Source organism: Bacillus bingmayongensis (genome assembly GCF_000299035.1).
Classification (GTDB): Bacteria; Bacillota; Bacilli; order Bacillales; family Bacillaceae_G; genus Bacillus_A; species Bacillus_A bingmayongensis.
This window is the reverse complement of sequence record NZ_JH921517.1, coordinates 253,071-269,764: the sequence shown is the minus strand read 5'-3', so window position 1 is coordinate 269,764 and position 16,694 is coordinate 253,071. Positions and strand designations below refer to the sequence as shown.

13 protein-coding genes and 2 riboswitches are annotated in these 16,694 nt (G+C 37.1%); of the genes, 4 read left to right on the top strand and 9 right to left on the bottom strand.

Annotation, left to right across the window (positions count from 1 at the left end):
* Positions 1-18 precede the first annotated feature (18 nt).
* Positions 19-3,420 carry a methionine synthase gene (gene metH / locus Y7E_RS0108345; protein WP_017150818.1) on the bottom strand — a complete coding sequence of 1,134 codons (3,402 nt, stop codon included), beginning with the start codon at positions 3,418-3,420 and terminating at the stop codon, positions 19-21.
* Entirely contained in the window at positions 3,420-5,252 is a 1,833-nt protein-coding gene (locus Y7E_RS0108340) for a bifunctional homocysteine S-methyltransferase/methylenetetrahydrofolate reductase (RefSeq protein ID WP_017150817.1), read from the bottom strand. Before Y7E_RS0108340 ends, metH begins: the two co-directional genes overlap by 1 nt.
* 70 nt (positions 5,253-5,322) lie before the next feature.
* Positions 5,323-5,433, bottom strand: a riboswitch (SAM riboswitch).
* A gap of 396 nt (positions 5,434-5,829) precedes the next feature.
* Positions 5,830-5,942, top strand: a riboswitch (SAM riboswitch).
* A 70-nt stretch (positions 5,943-6,012) separates the two neighbouring features.
* Between Y7E_RS0108340 and Y7E_RS0108335 the strand changes: the two genes are divergently transcribed.
* The 3 genes from Y7E_RS0108335 to Y7E_RS0108325 all read left to right on the top strand — a co-directional run bounded on the left by Y7E_RS0108335 (position 6,013) and on the right by Y7E_RS0108325 (position 9,327).
* Complete coding sequence (locus Y7E_RS0108335; protein ID WP_017150816.1) at positions 6,013-7,125, top strand: methionine biosynthesis PLP-dependent protein; 1,113 nt, start codon at positions 6,013-6,015, stop codon at positions 7,123-7,125.
* Positions 7,122-8,285 (top strand): cystathionine beta-lyase, encoded by a 1,164-nt coding sequence (metC, locus tag Y7E_RS0108330; RefSeq protein WP_017150815.1) that lies wholly within the window; start codon positions 7,122-7,124, stop codon positions 8,283-8,285. The genes Y7E_RS0108335 and metC overlap by 4 nt, the downstream gene beginning before the upstream one ends.
* A gap of 751 nt (positions 8,286-9,036) precedes the next feature.
* Positions 9,037-9,327, top strand: a complete 291-nt coding sequence (locus tag Y7E_RS0108325; RefSeq protein WP_000894376.1) for an ArsR/SmtB family transcription factor — start codon at positions 9,037-9,039, stop codon at positions 9,325-9,327.
* Between the two features lie 149 nt (positions 9,328-9,476).
* Here Y7E_RS0108325 and Y7E_RS0108320 read toward each other — a convergent pair whose 3' ends face one another.
* Positions 9,477-10,589, bottom strand: coding sequence for a class I SAM-dependent methyltransferase (locus Y7E_RS0108320; RefSeq protein ID WP_026049142.1), 1,113 nt, complete (start codon positions 10,587-10,589; stop codon positions 9,477-9,479).
* Between the two features lie 8 nt (positions 10,590-10,597).
* Positions 10,598-11,227 carry an MBL fold metallo-hydrolase gene (locus Y7E_RS0108315; RefSeq protein WP_017150813.1) on the bottom strand — a complete coding sequence of 210 codons (630 nt, stop codon included), beginning with the start codon at positions 11,225-11,227 and terminating at the stop codon, positions 10,598-10,600.
* 169 nt (positions 11,228-11,396) lie between these two features.
* On the opposite strand from Y7E_RS0108315, the gene Y7E_RS30905 reads away from it, so the two are divergent.
* Entirely contained in the window at positions 11,397-11,570 is a 174-nt protein-coding gene (locus Y7E_RS30905) for a DUF2759 domain-containing protein (RefSeq protein WP_000524848.1), read from the top strand.
* A 133-nt stretch (positions 11,571-11,703) separates the two neighbouring features.
* Here the strand turns inward: Y7E_RS30905 and glcK are convergent, their stop codons facing one another.
* The 5 genes from glcK to Y7E_RS0108285 all read right to left on the bottom strand — a co-directional run bounded on the left by glcK (position 11,704) and on the right by Y7E_RS0108285 (position 16,324).
* Positions 11,704-12,684, bottom strand: coding sequence for a glucokinase (gene glcK, locus Y7E_RS0108305; RefSeq protein ID WP_017150812.1), 981 nt, complete (start codon positions 12,682-12,684; stop codon positions 11,704-11,706).
* Between the two features lie 20 nt (positions 12,685-12,704).
* Entirely contained in the window at positions 12,705-12,905 is a 201-nt protein-coding gene (locus tag Y7E_RS0108300) for a YqgQ family protein (protein ID WP_016116335.1), read from the bottom strand.
* Between the two features lie 101 nt (positions 12,906-13,006).
* Entirely contained in the window at positions 13,007-13,585 is a 579-nt protein-coding gene (locus Y7E_RS0108295; protein ID WP_017150811.1) for a 5-formyltetrahydrofolate cyclo-ligase, read from the bottom strand.
* Positions 13,586-13,749: 164 nt separating this feature from the next.
* Positions 13,750-13,899 (bottom strand): 50S ribosomal protein L33, encoded by a 150-nt coding sequence (rpmG, locus tag Y7E_RS0108290; RefSeq protein WP_001265618.1) that lies wholly within the window; start codon positions 13,897-13,899, stop codon positions 13,750-13,752.
* A gap of 70 nt (positions 13,900-13,969) precedes the next feature.
* Positions 13,970-16,324, bottom strand: coding sequence for a sugar phosphate nucleotidyltransferase (locus Y7E_RS0108285; RefSeq protein ID WP_017150810.1), 2,355 nt, complete (start codon positions 16,322-16,324; stop codon positions 13,970-13,972).
* Between the last annotated feature and the right edge of the window lie 370 nt (positions 16,325-16,694).

The following is a 16,694-nucleotide window of genomic DNA, read 5'->3' as shown; positions in this document are numbered from 1 at the left end:
ACGCCTCCCCCTTCTACACTATAGTACACTAAAATATCGTGCTTCGGGGTGAGCAAATACCATCGCCGTTACAGATGCTTCCGGCTCCATCATAAATCCTTCTGTTAGTGAGATACCGATTTCCTCTGGCTGAATTAAGCGAAATAGTTTTTCTTGATCAGCAAGTTCTGGACAAGCCGGATAACCAAAAGAAACACGAATTCCTTGATATTTTGTACGGAAGCGCTCTTCCATCATCATCTCCGGTGAATCTGGAATTCCAAAGCGATCACGAATTAACATATGTGTTTTCTCAGCGAGTCCCTCTGCTAATTCCAGCGCTAATGATTGAATCGCATGACTGCGCAAATAATCTCCTTTCTCCTTCCACTCATCCGCAATATCACGAACACCTTGCCCCACTGTAACAGATAAAAAGGCAACATAATCCATTTCATCACCGACAGGTCGCAAGTAATCCCCTAAAGTACGGTACGGTGCTTTCACTTGTCTTGGGAATGAAAAACGCTCTAATGCACGTGTATGATCTTCTGGATCATAAATAATGATAGTTTGTCCATCACTTTGAGCAGGGAAAAATTGATAAACAGCTTTTGGACGCAGCCAAGATTGACCTTCTTGTAATAGTTCATCAATTAAATTGTTTAATTCATGCGCCCGCTTATCTCCTTCCTTAAGCAGTTTTTTCACATTTCCTTTTAAACCAAGATGATGTCCAATTAACATTTGTCTGTTTAAAAATGGCGCAAGATGTGAAACTGGGATATCACGAAGTACGACCCGCTTTGTTGAGTCTGGTATCATAACCTCCGCTGGCGCCAACGGTTCGATTACAGCTGGCAGTTCCGCTTTTTTCTCCTCTTGTTTCACAACAACATGAAGATGACGATTCTTTTTTTCCTGCTTCATTTTTTCTCGTTCTTCTTCTTTTTGTAGTCGATTAATAAGATCAAGTCCTGTCATCGCATCGCTTGCATATAACACGAGTCCATTATAAGAAGGTGAAATACGGTTATCTGTAAACTTTCTTGTCAATGCCGCTCCACCTACAACAATTGGAATATCAATATTTGCTGCTTGCAAATCTTCAGCAGTCGCTACCATTTGTTGCGCCGATTTTACTAATAATCCAGAAAGTCCGATAATATCTGGTTTCTTTTCTTTTACCTCTTGAACAATGCGATCAGAGCGGACATTGATTCCTAAATTGACAATATCATAGCCATTGTTCGATAAAATAATTTCTACAAGATTTTTACCAATATCATGTACATCACCTTTTACAGTTGCTAGTAATACTTTTCCTTTTTTCGCACTATCACTAGATTCCATATACGGCTCTAAATACGCAACAGCAGCTTTCATACTTTCTGCACTTTGTAATACTTCAGCAACGATAAGCTCATTATTATTAAACAAACGACCTACTTCGTCCATTCCGGTCATAAGCGGACCGTTAATAATATCAAGCGGCTTTCTTTCTTCTGTAAGCGCGAGACTTAAATCTTCCTGTAACCCTTGCTTTGTTCCTTCTACAATATAATTTGCTAACCTTTCATCAAGCGTTAATGTTTCTTGTATGACCACTTCTTTTTTCTTCGCAACCCGATAAAAGTTCGTAAATTCTTCTAGTGTTTCTTTCGTTGTTTCGAATAATAGTGCATCTGCAAGTTCCTTTTCCTCTTCTGGAATGGATGCATAGCGTTCTAGTTTTTCCGTATTAACAATCGCGTAATCAAGTCCAGCCTTTGTTGCATGATATAAAAAGACAGAGTTTAGCACTTCACGACCAGCCGGCGGCAAACCAAACGATATATTACTTACTCCTAAAATCGTTAAGCACTCTGGCAAAGCTTCTTTAATAAGACGAATTCCTTCTATTGTCGCTTTCGCAGAGCCAATATATTCTTCATCACCAGTTCCTACCGGAAAAACGAGTGCATCGAAAATAATATCCGATGGACGTATACCGTATTTCTTCGTTAATAATTCGTAACTTCTCTTTGCGATTTCTAATTTTCTTTCAGCGCTAACTGCCATGCCATCTTCATCAATCGTCCCAACTACAATTGCGGCACCATATTTGTGGAGGAGCGGCGCTACTTTCTCAAAACGCTCTTCTCCGTTTTCTAAATTAATAGAGTTAATAACACCCTTTCCTTGTATATAAGTAAGAGCTTTCGCCATTACATTTTCATCCGTTGAATCAATCATAATTGGAACCTTTAATACTTTCGTAACCTCCGCTAAAAAGTTTTCCATATCTTCCACTTCATCACGGTCAGGATCCGCCATACAAATATCAATAATATGAGCATTTTTCCTCACTTGCGCCCTTGCAACTTCAGCAGCCTCTTCAAAGTTCCCTTCTGCTACTAACCGTTTGAATTTGCGTGACCCAATCACATTCGTTCTTTCACCAACAAATAACGGCCTCATAGAATCATCATATTGCAAAGCTTCTAAACCACTAATCCCATGACCTTCTCGCTCATGATTCTCACGTGGCCTGAGAGACTCAAGTGAAGCTTTTATCGCTCTTATATGATCAGGCGTCGTCCCGCAGCAACCACCAATAATATTAATCCACCCTTCTTCAGCAAACTGTTTCACCTTTTCTGCAAGTGAAGTTGGTGATTCATGATAATGTCCATCCTCGTCTGGAAGACCAGCATTTGGATAACAAGAAATATAACACTCTGAGAGATCCGATAAAGAACGGATATGTTCGCGCATAAATTCTGGTCCTGTAGCACAGTTTAAGCCGACAGATAATGGTTTCATATGCTCAACTGATAAATAAAATGCCTCGATTGTTTGCCCTGCTAAAGTCGTTCCCATTGGTTCTATCGTTCCTGAAATCATAAGCGGAACCGTATGATTCGCTTCCACAAATGCTTGCTGAATCCCTAAATACGCCGCTTTCACGTTACGCATATCTTGGCTCGTCTCTACAAGCAATACATCAACGCCGCCCCGTAATAAGCCCCGTGCTTGTCTAGTATAAGCTTCAATTAGTTCTTCAAATGTTCCCCCCCCTGTTACACTGATCGCTTTTGTCGTTGGCCCTATCGCACCTGCTACATATACTTCTTTACCGCTCTCCTTTACCGCTTGTTTTGCTAGAAACGCCGCTCTTTCATTTAACTCCTCATCTAAATGAGACAGCTTATAATCATGCAGTACGATATTCGTAGCACCAAACGTATTTGTTTCGATAATATCCGCACCCGCTTCAATATAAGCTTTATGGATACCTAAAATAACATCTGGCCTTGTTTTTACTAAGTATTCATTACACCCCTCGTATTCTTCGCCGCCAAAATCTTCTGCAGTTAAATCCGCCTGCTGAATCATGGTTCCCATCGCGCCATCTAATATTAAAATATCATGGTGTAATCTTTCTTCTATTAGTCTCATCAGTTGATTCCCTCTTTCACTTCTTGCTTTTCTTTCACATACTTAACGAGATTTTCTGTAATTTCATATTTTAAAAATGGTGTAATGAGATAAATACCATTAAAGTATTTCATCGCGGCATCAATTAATTCTTGTGAAATATGAATTCCTTCTTCAATTGCAGACTCCTGTGTTTCATGCCCATCCATTCTCTGTCTTACTTCCTCAGGCAATGTAATGCCTGGCACCTCAAAATGAAGAAAATCAGCATTACGCTTACTTACTAAAGGCATAATTCCAATAAAAATCGGCTGTTCTAAATGCTTTGTCGCCTGGTATACTTCTTCAATTAGGGCTATATCGTAAATTGGCTGTGTTAAGAAATACTCCGCACCAGCTGCAACCTTTCTCTCCATTCGCTTCACCGCTGCTTTTAAATGTCTCACGTGAGGATTAAAAGCTCCTCCAACAGAAAACCTTGTCGCAGGACCGATGGACTTTCCTAAAATGGATCGACCATCATTCATTTCTTTAATCATTTTAATTAATTCAATAGAAGACATATCATATACAGAAGTCGCTCCTGGGAAATCTCCAACTCGAGCTGGATCACCTGTTAAAGCTAATACTTCTTCCATTCCTAAGGCTGATAAACCAAGTAGATGAGATTGCAAACCAATGACATTATGATCACGGCACGTTAAATGCGTCAGTACTGGAATATCATGCTTCGTTAATAATGCCCCCATTGCCATATTTGAAATACGTGGGGATGCTAACGAGTTATCTGCTAATGTAATAGCATCTGCTCCCGCTCTTTTTAACGCCCTTGCCCCTTCAAAAAAGCGCTGTGTATCCAATGTTTTTGGTGGATCTAGCTCGACAACAACTGTCGTTTGCTTCTTTGCTTTCTCCGCGAGCGTAATATGAGTGCGAGAACGTTTTGTTTGTGTATGAATCACTTGCGGTCTGTGCACGATTTGCTTTTCTTTAACAGGCGTTAGGTTGGCGATTCCACGTTTCATCCCTTCTATATGCGCTGGCGTTGTACCACAACATCCCCCAAGTAGCCGAATCCCCTGTTCAATAAACTTCGGTGTCATTGCTTCAAAATAAGCAGGACTCCCTTCATATACGTAGCGCCCTTCCACATAGTTTGGAAGACCTGCATTAGGATAAGCTGACAAATAACCGTTCTTTGGAATCGATATCATCTTGAAAGCTTCCGTCATATGAAGCGGTCCTAACTGACAGTTTAAGCCGACTATATTTGCACCGTAATCTAAAAGCCGCGTTAATATTTCATTTACATCATTCCCATTTTGCGTTGTGCCAGCTTCATGAAGCGCTAGCTGCGCAATAATTGGAATATCCGTTTGCTTCCTTAGCACTTTCACTGCATGTAGTAATTCAAATTCATCATAAAAAGTTTCAAGTAATAGCCCATCCACATGTTCTTCTATTAATGCCCCAGCTTGCTCAAGCAACATAAATTCCCGTTCCATGTCAGTCGTTGTGACCGCACCGATATGTTTCATCCCACCAATTGTCCCTAAAATAGCATTCTTATCTGTCACGGCTGCTTTCGCCAGTTTTACCGCCGCTCTATTAATTTGAACAACCTGATTTTCTAAGCCATATGTACGCAATTTTGCTTCATTTGCACCATACGTATTTGTTTGAATCACATCTGCACCAGCAGCTATATATTGTTTATGGATAGATATAATTAAATCTGGATCTGATAGATTTAATTCTTCAAAACTACTTTGCAAACCATGAGAATGTAATAACGTACCAACTGCTCCATCACCAATAACAATTCCTTTTGATAATAAATCTAGAACTTTCACTTATCTCCCTCTTTTCTATTAATATAAAAACCCCCTCTTCACCTTGAAGAGGGGGACATCATCAATCCTCCTCTTATCATGCAAAACAAATTGTTTTGCAGGTATTAGCACCGTTTCAAACATTTCGTTTGAAGGTTGCCGGGTTTCACAGGGCCTTTCCCTCCACCGCTCTCAATAAGAGTTTGTCTTTATATTTTTTTATGTAATTAAAAGGAAATACGTTCCCCTTTTATATAAATCCAGTTTGATTCTCCAACATATAAGTCGCTGCCACGAAGAACAAAAGGTGACCTACACTCGTTTTCTCTCTTTGTTTTAACTTCGCATGGAGCAAGAAGAGAATGTGACAGCTTCCATGCATAGACGGATGCTCTTCTCACCTAAAAAGAAAGATTGTATACCGTTTTTTTAATTTGTATTTATATAGCAAACTTTGTTAATTTTTTCATAAATTTAGCATGAGATAGACTAAAAGTCAATGGAATTAACAGAAAAATAAAAAATATTTAAAATAAAGTTGCAATTCAATCATTTTTTATTGTAAAGTTAAAAACATAATAAAATTTCATACAAACTATTCTTATCTAGAGAGGTAGAGGGACTGGCCCTATGACACCTCAGCAACCATTAACACGTTCGTTAATAAGGTGCTAATTCCAGCAAATTGTGAAAAGATTTGACAGATAAGGAGAAGACTATATTTACATGAAAGCCTTCTTCTTAGAAGGCTTTTTTTATTTTTATCAAGGAGGAATTTCACATGTCAACAATCGAAACAAAACTAGCTCAAATCGGAAATCGAAGCGAAACTACAACAGGAACGGTTAATCCCCCTGTTTACTTTTCAACGGCTTATCGTCATGAAGGAATTGGAAAATCAACAGGTTTTGATTATTCACGAACTGGAAATCCAACACGTGGTCTTTTAGAACACGCAATTGCCGATTTAGAAGAAGGCGAACAAGGCTACGCCTGTAGTTCTGGAATGGCAGCTGTTCTTCTTGTTCTTTCTTTATTCCGCTCTGGAGATGAACTTATCGTATCAGAAGACTTATACGGAGGAACCTATCGTTTATTTTCGGAACATGAAGAAAAGTGGAATATTCGATGTAGATACGTAGATACACAATCTATAAAACAAATAGAAAAAGCTATCTCTTCTCAAACAAAAGCTATTTTTATAGAAACACCAACTAATCCATTAATGCAAGTAACAGATATTACAGCTGTAGCAGCCGTCGCAAAAAGACATGGATTACTTTTAATTGTCGATAACACTTTTTACACCCCATACATCCAACAACCATTAACTGAAGGCGCAGATATTGTGCTTCACAGTGCGACAAAGTATTTAGGTGGTCATAATGATGTCCTAAGTGGCCTTGTCGTTGCAAAAGGCCAAGCACTTTGCGAAGAACTTGCTCACTATCATAACGCTTCTGGTGCTGTATTAAGTCCATTTGATTCATGGTTATTAATTCGCGGTATGAAAACATTGGCTCTTCGCATGAAACAACATGAAGAAAACGCAAAGAAAATCGTTTCTTATTTAAATGGAGAGGACGGTGTAACCGATGTTTTTTATCCAGGAAGGGGCGGCATGATTTCGTTTCGCCTTCGCGATGAAAAATGGATAAATCCTTTCTTACAATCTTTATCGCTAATTACCTTTGCAGAAAGCCTTGGCGGAGTTGAAAGTTTAATGACGTATCCAGCAACACAAACACATGCAGATATCCCAGAAGAAGTGCGTACAGCACGCGGTGTATGTAATCGTCTCCTTCGTTTCTCCGTCGGCATTGAAAACGGGGAAGACTTAATTCAAGACTTAAAACAAGCAATTAAACATGTGAAAGAAGGTGTAAAAATATGAGTTATTCCTTAGATACACTCTTACTTCATAACAAATATAAACATGACCCACAAACAGGTGCTGTTAACGTTCCCATCTATAATACATCAACATTTCATCAATTTGATGTAGATACCTTTGGAAAATACGACTACAGTCGATCCGGTAATCCAACGCGAGAAGCACTAGAAGATATTATTGCTTTACTAGAAGGGGGAACAAAAGGATTTGCCTTTGCATCTGGAATCGCAGCAATTTCCACTGCCTTTCTTCTTTTATCACAAGGCGATCATGTTCTTATTTCTGAAGATGTATATGGAGGGACTTATCGCATTGTAACAGAAGTTCTATCTCGTTATGGGGTTTCACATACATTCGTTGACATGACCAATCTAGAAGAAGTAAAACAAAATATTAGACCGAACACAAAAGTCTTTTACGTTGAAACACCGTCCAATCCATTATTAAAGGTAACCGATATTCGCGCTGTTTGCGAATTAGCAAAATCCACCGGTGCACTTACATTTGTTGATAACACATTTTTAACACCGTTATTCCAAAAACCAATTGAACTCGGAGCGGATGTTGTACTTCATAGCGCGACAAAATTTATTGCAGGGCATAGTGATGTTACAGCTGGATTAGCGGTTGTAAAAGATGAGGAGCTCGCTAAAAAACTCGGCTTCTTGCAAAATGCATTTGGCGCTATATTAGGACCACAAGATTGTTCTCTCGTTCTTCGCGGCCTGAAAACATTACACGTACGTCTCGAACACTCAGCAACAAATGCAAATAAAATTGCACATTACTTACAAAAGCACTCAAAAATTCAGAATGTGTATTATCCTGGATTAGAATCACACCTAGGCTATGACATACAACAATCACAAGCACAATCTGCCGGTGCTGTTCTATCTTTCACGCTGCAATCTGAAGATGCGCTGCGACAGTTTTTATCTCAAGTTAAACTTCCTGTATTTGCAGTAAGTCTAGGAGCTGTGGAATCCATCCTTTCCTACCCTGCAAAAATGTCACATGCAGCATTATCACAAGAAGCACGTGATGAAAGAGATATTTCCAATTCATTGCTCCGTTTATCAGTTGGCCTTGAAAATGCAGATGATTTAATTGCCGATTTTGAAAATGCACTTTCTTATGTCGAAGAACCTGTAAATGCATGAGAAAGTTTTATTCAAACAATTTCCATTTAACATCTCAATAAAGTGAAACTTTAATCAGTGGGGAGTTTCTTCATCCCCCACTGATTATTAGCCCTCACCAATCGGGCTTTTACGGGTAGCTCGCTCCCCACCTATCTTCCTCGTTTCTCTCTGAATCTTGAGGTAAGGGTCTTACTGCCCGCAAATAGCTGGATAAAATGTGGCACATTGTAATAAAAAAAAGGATAGACCAAGCAGATTACATCTGTTTGGTCTATCCTTTTTTTACTAAATCTACAAAAATGAGATCATTATATGTACTTACCAACTTTCATCAAAACAACAAATTCTATTTGAGATAGCAAACCATCAATATATCATCTCCATAGGAACCATCTTCATATTTAATTTAATTTAATTTGATTTGATTTCTTTTCCAGCCTTCTTTTCATCCAAATTTCATATTCTATATAAGAGCCCAAAAACATTTTTCTTATTATTTTAAAAATTTTGTATATTTATTTGAAAGAACAAAAAAATCATGATAAAATCGTGTTATAAATGTATCTGCATCTTTAAACATATTGTAATTTTCATCAAAAAATATCTTGTTACAAAACGTACAAATTTTGCAAAGTTATTTACATCACGTTCTCTTTTCTTACAATTTCTTTACTTTAGAACATTTTTTCTGCAACAACTATTTTCTTTTCTTTAGATTTTTGGTATGTATAGTATGGGTATAACAGCTCGCATGGAGGTGGAAAAAAACATGTTAGAAACCTTTCAAAAGGAATTAGAACTATACGAAAATAATGCAGAATTATTGAAAGTTCTTGCTCACCCTGTTCGTTTATGTATCGTAAAAGGTTTAATCGAACGCGGTCCAAGCAATGTTTCGACAATGTACACAGGCTTAAATATGCCACAATCCACAATTTCACAGCATTTAGCGAAATTAAAAAGCGCTAAAATTGTTTCTAGTGAAAGAAAAGGATTAGAGATTTACTACAAAGTAGAAAATGAAACAATCATTCAACTTGTTCGTGTATTACTAGGTTAGGGGTAACCAAAAAGAAAAGGGCGTATTCTATATTTTTCATCTCATATCTTTAATATAAATATATATCATGAGAGAAAATATACAATACTACATATCCTAAAGTCGTATCAAAAAAACAAGACGCAGAATCATTCTGTGTCTTGTTTTTTCTATATAGGTAAATACTGCTTTACATCAAAATATAACATTCCTTTTTTTTGCATAACAACATCAAAAGCATCGCTCATCCCTCCATGTAAAATCATAGAACGAATCGCCCTGTTTTGTTTCTGTTTCTCAGAAAAAGGATCGGAATCTTGATGACTAGCAAGCTGTTCTAATATACCTGCTGCAAGCAAAAATTCCCTTTGTTTTGTATGCCACACTGTATGTAGATTGTTCTCTTCTCCTATTTCCTTCAATTCATCCCAATGAATATGTGTTGTTATATCCATTTCACCTGGATACTCGAGCGGATTCCGAATGAGCCTATGGTTATAATACCCCCTTAGACTCCCTTCATGGCGCGCAGGATGCATCCACTCCGCCATTGTATATCCATAATCAACTGTGATGAATAAGCCTTCCTCGAGCCACCTTGCAACTTCTTGCACATATTTCCCCATTGCTATTGGTACTTCAAATCGCTGCCCTTCAGAAAGCTGAATATGACGTCTCCGGAGGTAACTACTTATTCTTTCTTCTATCGGCCTTAATACTTCTATAAGCTTTTCTTCATCTGTATACGTAATCCGTACTTCATACAAATTTCCATCTCGCTTCTCAACCACTTTAACAGGAAATGCATCAAACAATTCATTTGAAAAAACAACTCCTGTAAAAGACTCACCTAACTCCTCATAAGATTTATACTGCGAAACATTTTGAAATGACTCAAGTTGACGTTTTTGTAACTTTCTATGGAAAGGACTCACTTCAATAATAGAATACTGTAAATCTGCAAAAGTCTCCGGAGATAACTGCCTCCATTCTTGTAAAACAGCATAGGCAAATCTCCCTGTTCCTCCACCAATTTCACAGATGTTTGGAGGGATTTCTCCATTTTTGGCAAGACGAATAAAAAAACGTGCGAATGTCTTTGCAAATACAGAAGAAATATTGCTACTCGTAAAAAAGTCACCATTCCTTCCAATCTTCTCACGTTCTTTCATATAGTATCCGCACTCCTCATCATATAGTGCAAGGTTCATGTATGTGCTATATGAAATCGAATAATCCTTTTCTTTCTCCATCCATTTTCTTAAAATGAACTCCATCCCCATATAGCTCCTTATTGTAAAAATGGATTATTTTCTTTCTCAAAACCAATATTTGTTTCTGGTCCATGTCCGCATAATACTGCCGTTTCATCTGGCAGTATAAATAATTTTTCTTCAATGCTTCCAATTAATTCCGCAAAACTTCCGCCTGGTAAATCTGTTCGACCAATACTCATTTGGAATAATACATCACCTGAAAATACAGCATTCGCCTCTTTACAGTAATATGAGATGCTGCCTGGAGAATGTCCTGGCGTCTCAAACATTTCAAATGTAAAAGATCCAATTGTTAATGTTCCTTCTCCTTCAATAATTTCATCAGCCGGTTTCGCTGTAATGCTTCGATTCATCATAAAGATTTGTGAACCATTGACATTCGCATCACCTAGCCAATCTGCTTCCTCTTTATGTACATACACCGGGATATGAAAAGCATCTCTCACAGCATCAACTGCACCAATATGATCGAAATGAGCATGTGTTAATAAAACTGCTAATGGTTTTAATTGTTCTTCTTGTAAATACGTTACAAGCTTCTCTCCTTCACTACCTGGATCAAAAATAATACATTCTTTTTGATCATTGCTTAAAATATATGCATTTGTTTGTAATGGCCCTAACGGCATTTGCATCCATTTCATTTTTAAATCTCCTCCAGTTGTTGAACTCACTTTTATGATACAACATTTCTTTCCCTTAGGAAAAGAAACGATGCTGTCTCGACAATCATTTCTAAAACATGTACAATAAAAAAGAATAAATATTGCAAAAACTCAAACGAAAGAATGAGAGAGCAGAGGGGGATCATATATGGGTCTTGTTATCATTTTTGCGCTAGTCACTCTGTTAGCTGTATTCGCAACTCTTAGAACGTTACGTGAAAAAAATCTACTTGCGGGCGGCTTTGCCATTGCAACCGTACTTGTTTTCGGATGGTTTACAATTATGACTGTCCTTAATAGCGGGTACCCACCTGCTACTTAATTTACTTACCGTTCTATTCTTCATCAAGATTTTGCATAAAAAGAGGAAGGGGTCTCCCTTCCTCTTCTCATTATCATGCAAGTATCAGTAGTCGCACCTTCATTTCGATTCGTCCTCACTGATTACCTTCTTTTTACTTCATAACCTCATATTTATGCTTCTTCACAAGCCAAGCTCCGCCAATTACACCTGCATCATTACCAAGCGTTGCAATCGCGAGCTTCGTGCTCTTAACAGCACGTGAAAATGCATATTGTTCAAAATAGCGCTGAATTGGTTGTAACAATGCATCACCAGCTTTAGATACACCACCGCCAATTACAATCTTTTCTGGATTTAACGTACTAGAAAGGTTTGCTACAGCTAGTCCTAAATAAGAAGCTACTTTTTCTACAACTTGTCCCGCTAAAACATCACCTTGTCCAAGTGCTTCAAACACATCTTTAGATGTAATACGTCCCTCTTCTTCTAACATAGAGCGAAGTACACTTGGTTCATCTGAATTTTGTAATTTTTGCATAGCAACACGTACGATACCTGTTGCAGATGCTACTGTTTCCAAACATCCAGATTTCCCGCAATTACAAGGAAAGGCATTTTCTGTTACGACTGTAATATGTCCGATTTCACCAGCAGCACCGCTTACACCGTGCACGATCTCACCATTTGCAATTACACCGCCGCCAACACCAGTTCCAAGTGTCATGCAAACTAAATCTTTCGCTCCTTCACCAGCACCTTTCCACATTTCGCCAAGCGCTGCTAAGTTTGCATCATTATCAACTACAACAGGTAATCCTGTTTCTACTTCTAATAAATCTTTTAATGGATAGTTTTTCCACCCTAAATTAACTGCTTCATAAATCATACCAGAAGCGACATGCACAGGCCCAGGAGCACCCATACCAATACCAATTAACTTACTTTTTAATTCTCCTAGTTCCTCTAACTTTTTATCAATTGCTTTCGCTACATCTAATGTAATATGCTTGCCTTGCTCACTTGTATTCGTTGGGATTTCCCACTTATGTAAAATTTCACCGTACACATTAATAAATGCTAATTTAATCGTTGTCCCGCCAAGGTCAACACCAACTAACCACTTTTCTTCCATTTTTGCTAACCTACCTTTATCTAATTCTTGCTCATCTCTTTTTGAATCTCTTGCTTCAATAAAAATAAAGCTGTTTGATAGTCTTTTGGCTCAATCAGCTGTGATTGATTTAATTCACGCAATTCATCTTGCATTAATTGTAAATCAGCGATTCGATCACCTGTGTAAATGATTGTTCCAAATTTTTTTAGCAATTGCTGAATATCATAAATTGATATCATTTCATCACCCTCTATGTCCACTTATTATGGAAATATAATAAGAAAACGTTCACATATTTTATTATAATAAACAAGAAAAAGTCTCGTCAATTTTTATTTGTCTATACAAGTCTACTTTGAACAATTGTTTCTTTTTCTGTAATAATTTTTTGTACATTTTGATCAAATGACTCTGTTGGGATATAACTCACAATTTGAAAACCAAAAGCTAATGATAGCGTTTTCCCTTCATACTGTACAAGATAACGATCATAATAACCACCACCGTACCCAATGCGTTCTCCTCGTCTTGTATATGCAACTCCAGGTACAAAAAGAAGATCAATTTCATTTGCCTCTGCTTCTACTGTTAGCGCAGGAATGGGTTCACGCAAGCTCATATATACTGTTTCTAATTGATTAAAATTTGTAATTTGACGAAAGGTCATCGTTCTTGTCTCTCTATTACACTTTGGTACAACAACCTTTTTACCTTCTCGCCATGCTTGTTCGATAATTACATATGTATTGACTTCATGTTCCATCGAAAGAGTAATCCCGATTGTTTCCGATTCTCTCCACTCTTTTTGTTCATATAAAGAAAACACGATTTGTTCTGATAAAGTTTTGTGCTGTTCTTTCGATAAAGAATTCATTTGTTCTACTATTTTCTTACGTAAACGTACCTTCTCCTCTTTCACACGCTTTTCCCCCTATAAAGTGATCTTTACTTAGTTTAAAATTATAATCGTAAAAATGAATTACGTTCTTGTGAACAGTTTATCATTTTTTTCATGTATCATCACTTTTCAATCAGGGTTATAACCATAGTAAAAAAAGAAACAGTAGGAAATATTCCTACTGCTTACTTTGTTTCACGGTGTAACGTAGACTTCTTGTCACGCTTGCAATACTTTTTAAGCTCAAGGCGCTCCGTGTTGTTACGTTTATTTTTCTTTGAGATATAGTTACGATCTCCGCATTCTGTACATGCTAGAGTAATATTCACACGCATTCTTATTTCCCTCCAGTCACTAATAACTTAAATCAGACTATACTATAATACCACTTTTAAAATAAAAATTCTACACCTTTTGATATTGTCTAATTTTTTCTATAAGAGTTTTCATATTTTCCTTTGCTATTACTGGGTTTCTCGCATGTGAATATACAAGAAATTTTGGATATTTTGCATCAGAAACAATATAAGACCACTCTTTTTCTGTATATTTAAACTGGATTCCCTCTAATACTTCAACCTCCCTTTTTTCCATATCTTGCAATAACATTCCCATTACTTTTCCTTTCTCTTTCCACGAACAAACAACTTCATCACATAATAAGTAAAGGGGCAGCGATTGCTCTAACATCATCGACAAAGTGTTTCCTTGCCTAGCAATTAGTTCGAATAATTTCCCAATTCGATATAAAATATCTCGTTGCCACCTCATCTGAAACTTACTTTGTTCACCGTACATATAAAAAAGAAGATAGCACTCACCTAATTTTAACGATAATGGATAAACACTTCCTGTCGTCTCAAGTAATAAATCAGGTACATCGATTTCTTCACAATTTGCACTTTGGTAAATCCCACCATGGTTATCATATAATTCAAATTTATTTCCTTGTTCATAAAACATAAGGGCCATATGAGCTCTACTTGATTTCATTAACAATTTCACATGTTCTTTTTGCTCGTTAGCATAAATCCATGTAATCGTACAACCAAGTTTTTTTAAGAAGGATATAAGTAAGGGCTGAATCATTTCATCTCTCTTATTAATGAGAAGGTGAAATTTTTGCTTTCGTATCGTTTCGATATCTAAATGCGCTAAAACAGATTCAACATATTTTTCTAAACAAACATGTACCGTTTCATTTCGTCCCATGCCTTTATCATATACGTAATGAAATGCTTCTGACGTATACAAATGTTCCATTTCTTTTTGCTGTTTATATGATAACCGTATGCCATCCTTACCATATAGTTGCATGACAATTCCTTCTTCTTGTTCAAAGCGAATAAAAACGCCCCCTGCACATCCGAGCTCATGAATTGCATATTGAAAAGCTGAATCGTTCATTTCTTGACATTCCATCGTATACAAGCCAACACCATGAATGGCATGTAGAAATAGCTTTTTAAAAACACTAATTTCTACATCCTCATAGCCTCCAACCAATATACGCTCCCCTTTTGAAAAAAGAGAACCATATGCCATTGCAACTTTCACAACAACTTGAGGTGTCATTTCTATATTACTCCTACCTACTATCCTACTTTTCTGTAACCAACCTGAGTTTTTTTCATTTTCAGTAATTCCTGACGAGTCAATAATAGAATGACTATCAATTACTTTACCCGGCCATAGTTTTCCACTTTGTTGTATCACTGTATTTTTTCCAATCTGGCAATGATCTGCGACCACACTTTTCTCAAATAAAGTAACATCATCTTTAATCATCGTATTTTCTCCAACGGTCGCTTCTACTAACTCACAGCGTTTTCCTACATACGTATGGGCAAGAACAATACTTTTTTGAAGGTGCGTATAATCTGATATAGTGCTGTGCTTACCAATAATTGAATACGGCTCAATTATCACCCCAGTCCCAATGGTCGCTCCTTCTCCGATGAAAGATGGCCCACGCATTTTTGTTCCCTTTTCAATAGTTACTCCTTCTCCCATCCAAACCATCGGTAGTACTTCCGTATAAGAAATCGGTACCTGTACTTTCTTTGTAAGCAAATCAAACTGAGCCTGCCGATATTGATCTAACGTACCAATATCTAACCAGTATCCTTCCGCTTCATATCCAAAGAGCGCTTTTTTATTTTCTAACAAAGGAAATACATGCTGACTAAAATCAAAAAACTGCGCTGATGAAATATAAGAAAAAATTTCGGGATCCATAATATAAATCCCTGTATTTACAATATTTGAAATCACTTCATTCCAGCTCGGTTTTTCCATATAACGTATAATTTCACGCTCTCTATTCATAACGACTGAACCAAATGACAGTGGGTTTTCCACTTCCTTCACAAACATCGTGACCAACCTATTCTTACACTTATGAAATTCAATTCCTTTCGATAAATTAAAATCCGTCAATGCATCTCCACTAATTACAACAAATGGCTCATCTAAAAACGCTTCTGCTTGTTTAATGCTTCCTGCCGTACCAAGTGGTGGTGAATCTTCAAAATAGTGTAACTTTACTCCCCATTTACTTCCATTACCAAAATATCGCCTAATAGCCGTACTCATATATTGAACTGTAATTGCAATCTCATGAATACCATGCCGTTTTAGTAACTCAATATTGTATTCCATAACTGGTTTTTCAAGTAATGGTAACATCGGCTTTGGAAGCTTACATGTTAACGGTCTAAGACGTCTTCCTTTTCCTCCAGCTAAAATAACCCCCTTCATATACATTCATCCTCCACTTTTATAATGTTGAACGACCTTGTATATCATATGTATGTCACTTATGTAGAAATTAACCTTTTCACTTCACTGAACCTCAATAGTAAGCGCTTACTTTATAATTTAATAAGGGAAAATCATAAAGTGAATCTTGAATCAGTCCTCATCCTTCACTAAGTATTCGTCTTCACAAATCAGGTTTTTACAGGCCTCCCACCCTTTCTCGCCCCACCTAAATCTTGAGATAAGGATTTCACTTCCCGTAAATAACAATGTAAACAAATTAAACCTATATTGTTTCATTTTTCCATATCATATTATGATACATCTTATCATCATAGATAGAACAAAACAATGAGCTTTTTTTGTCATG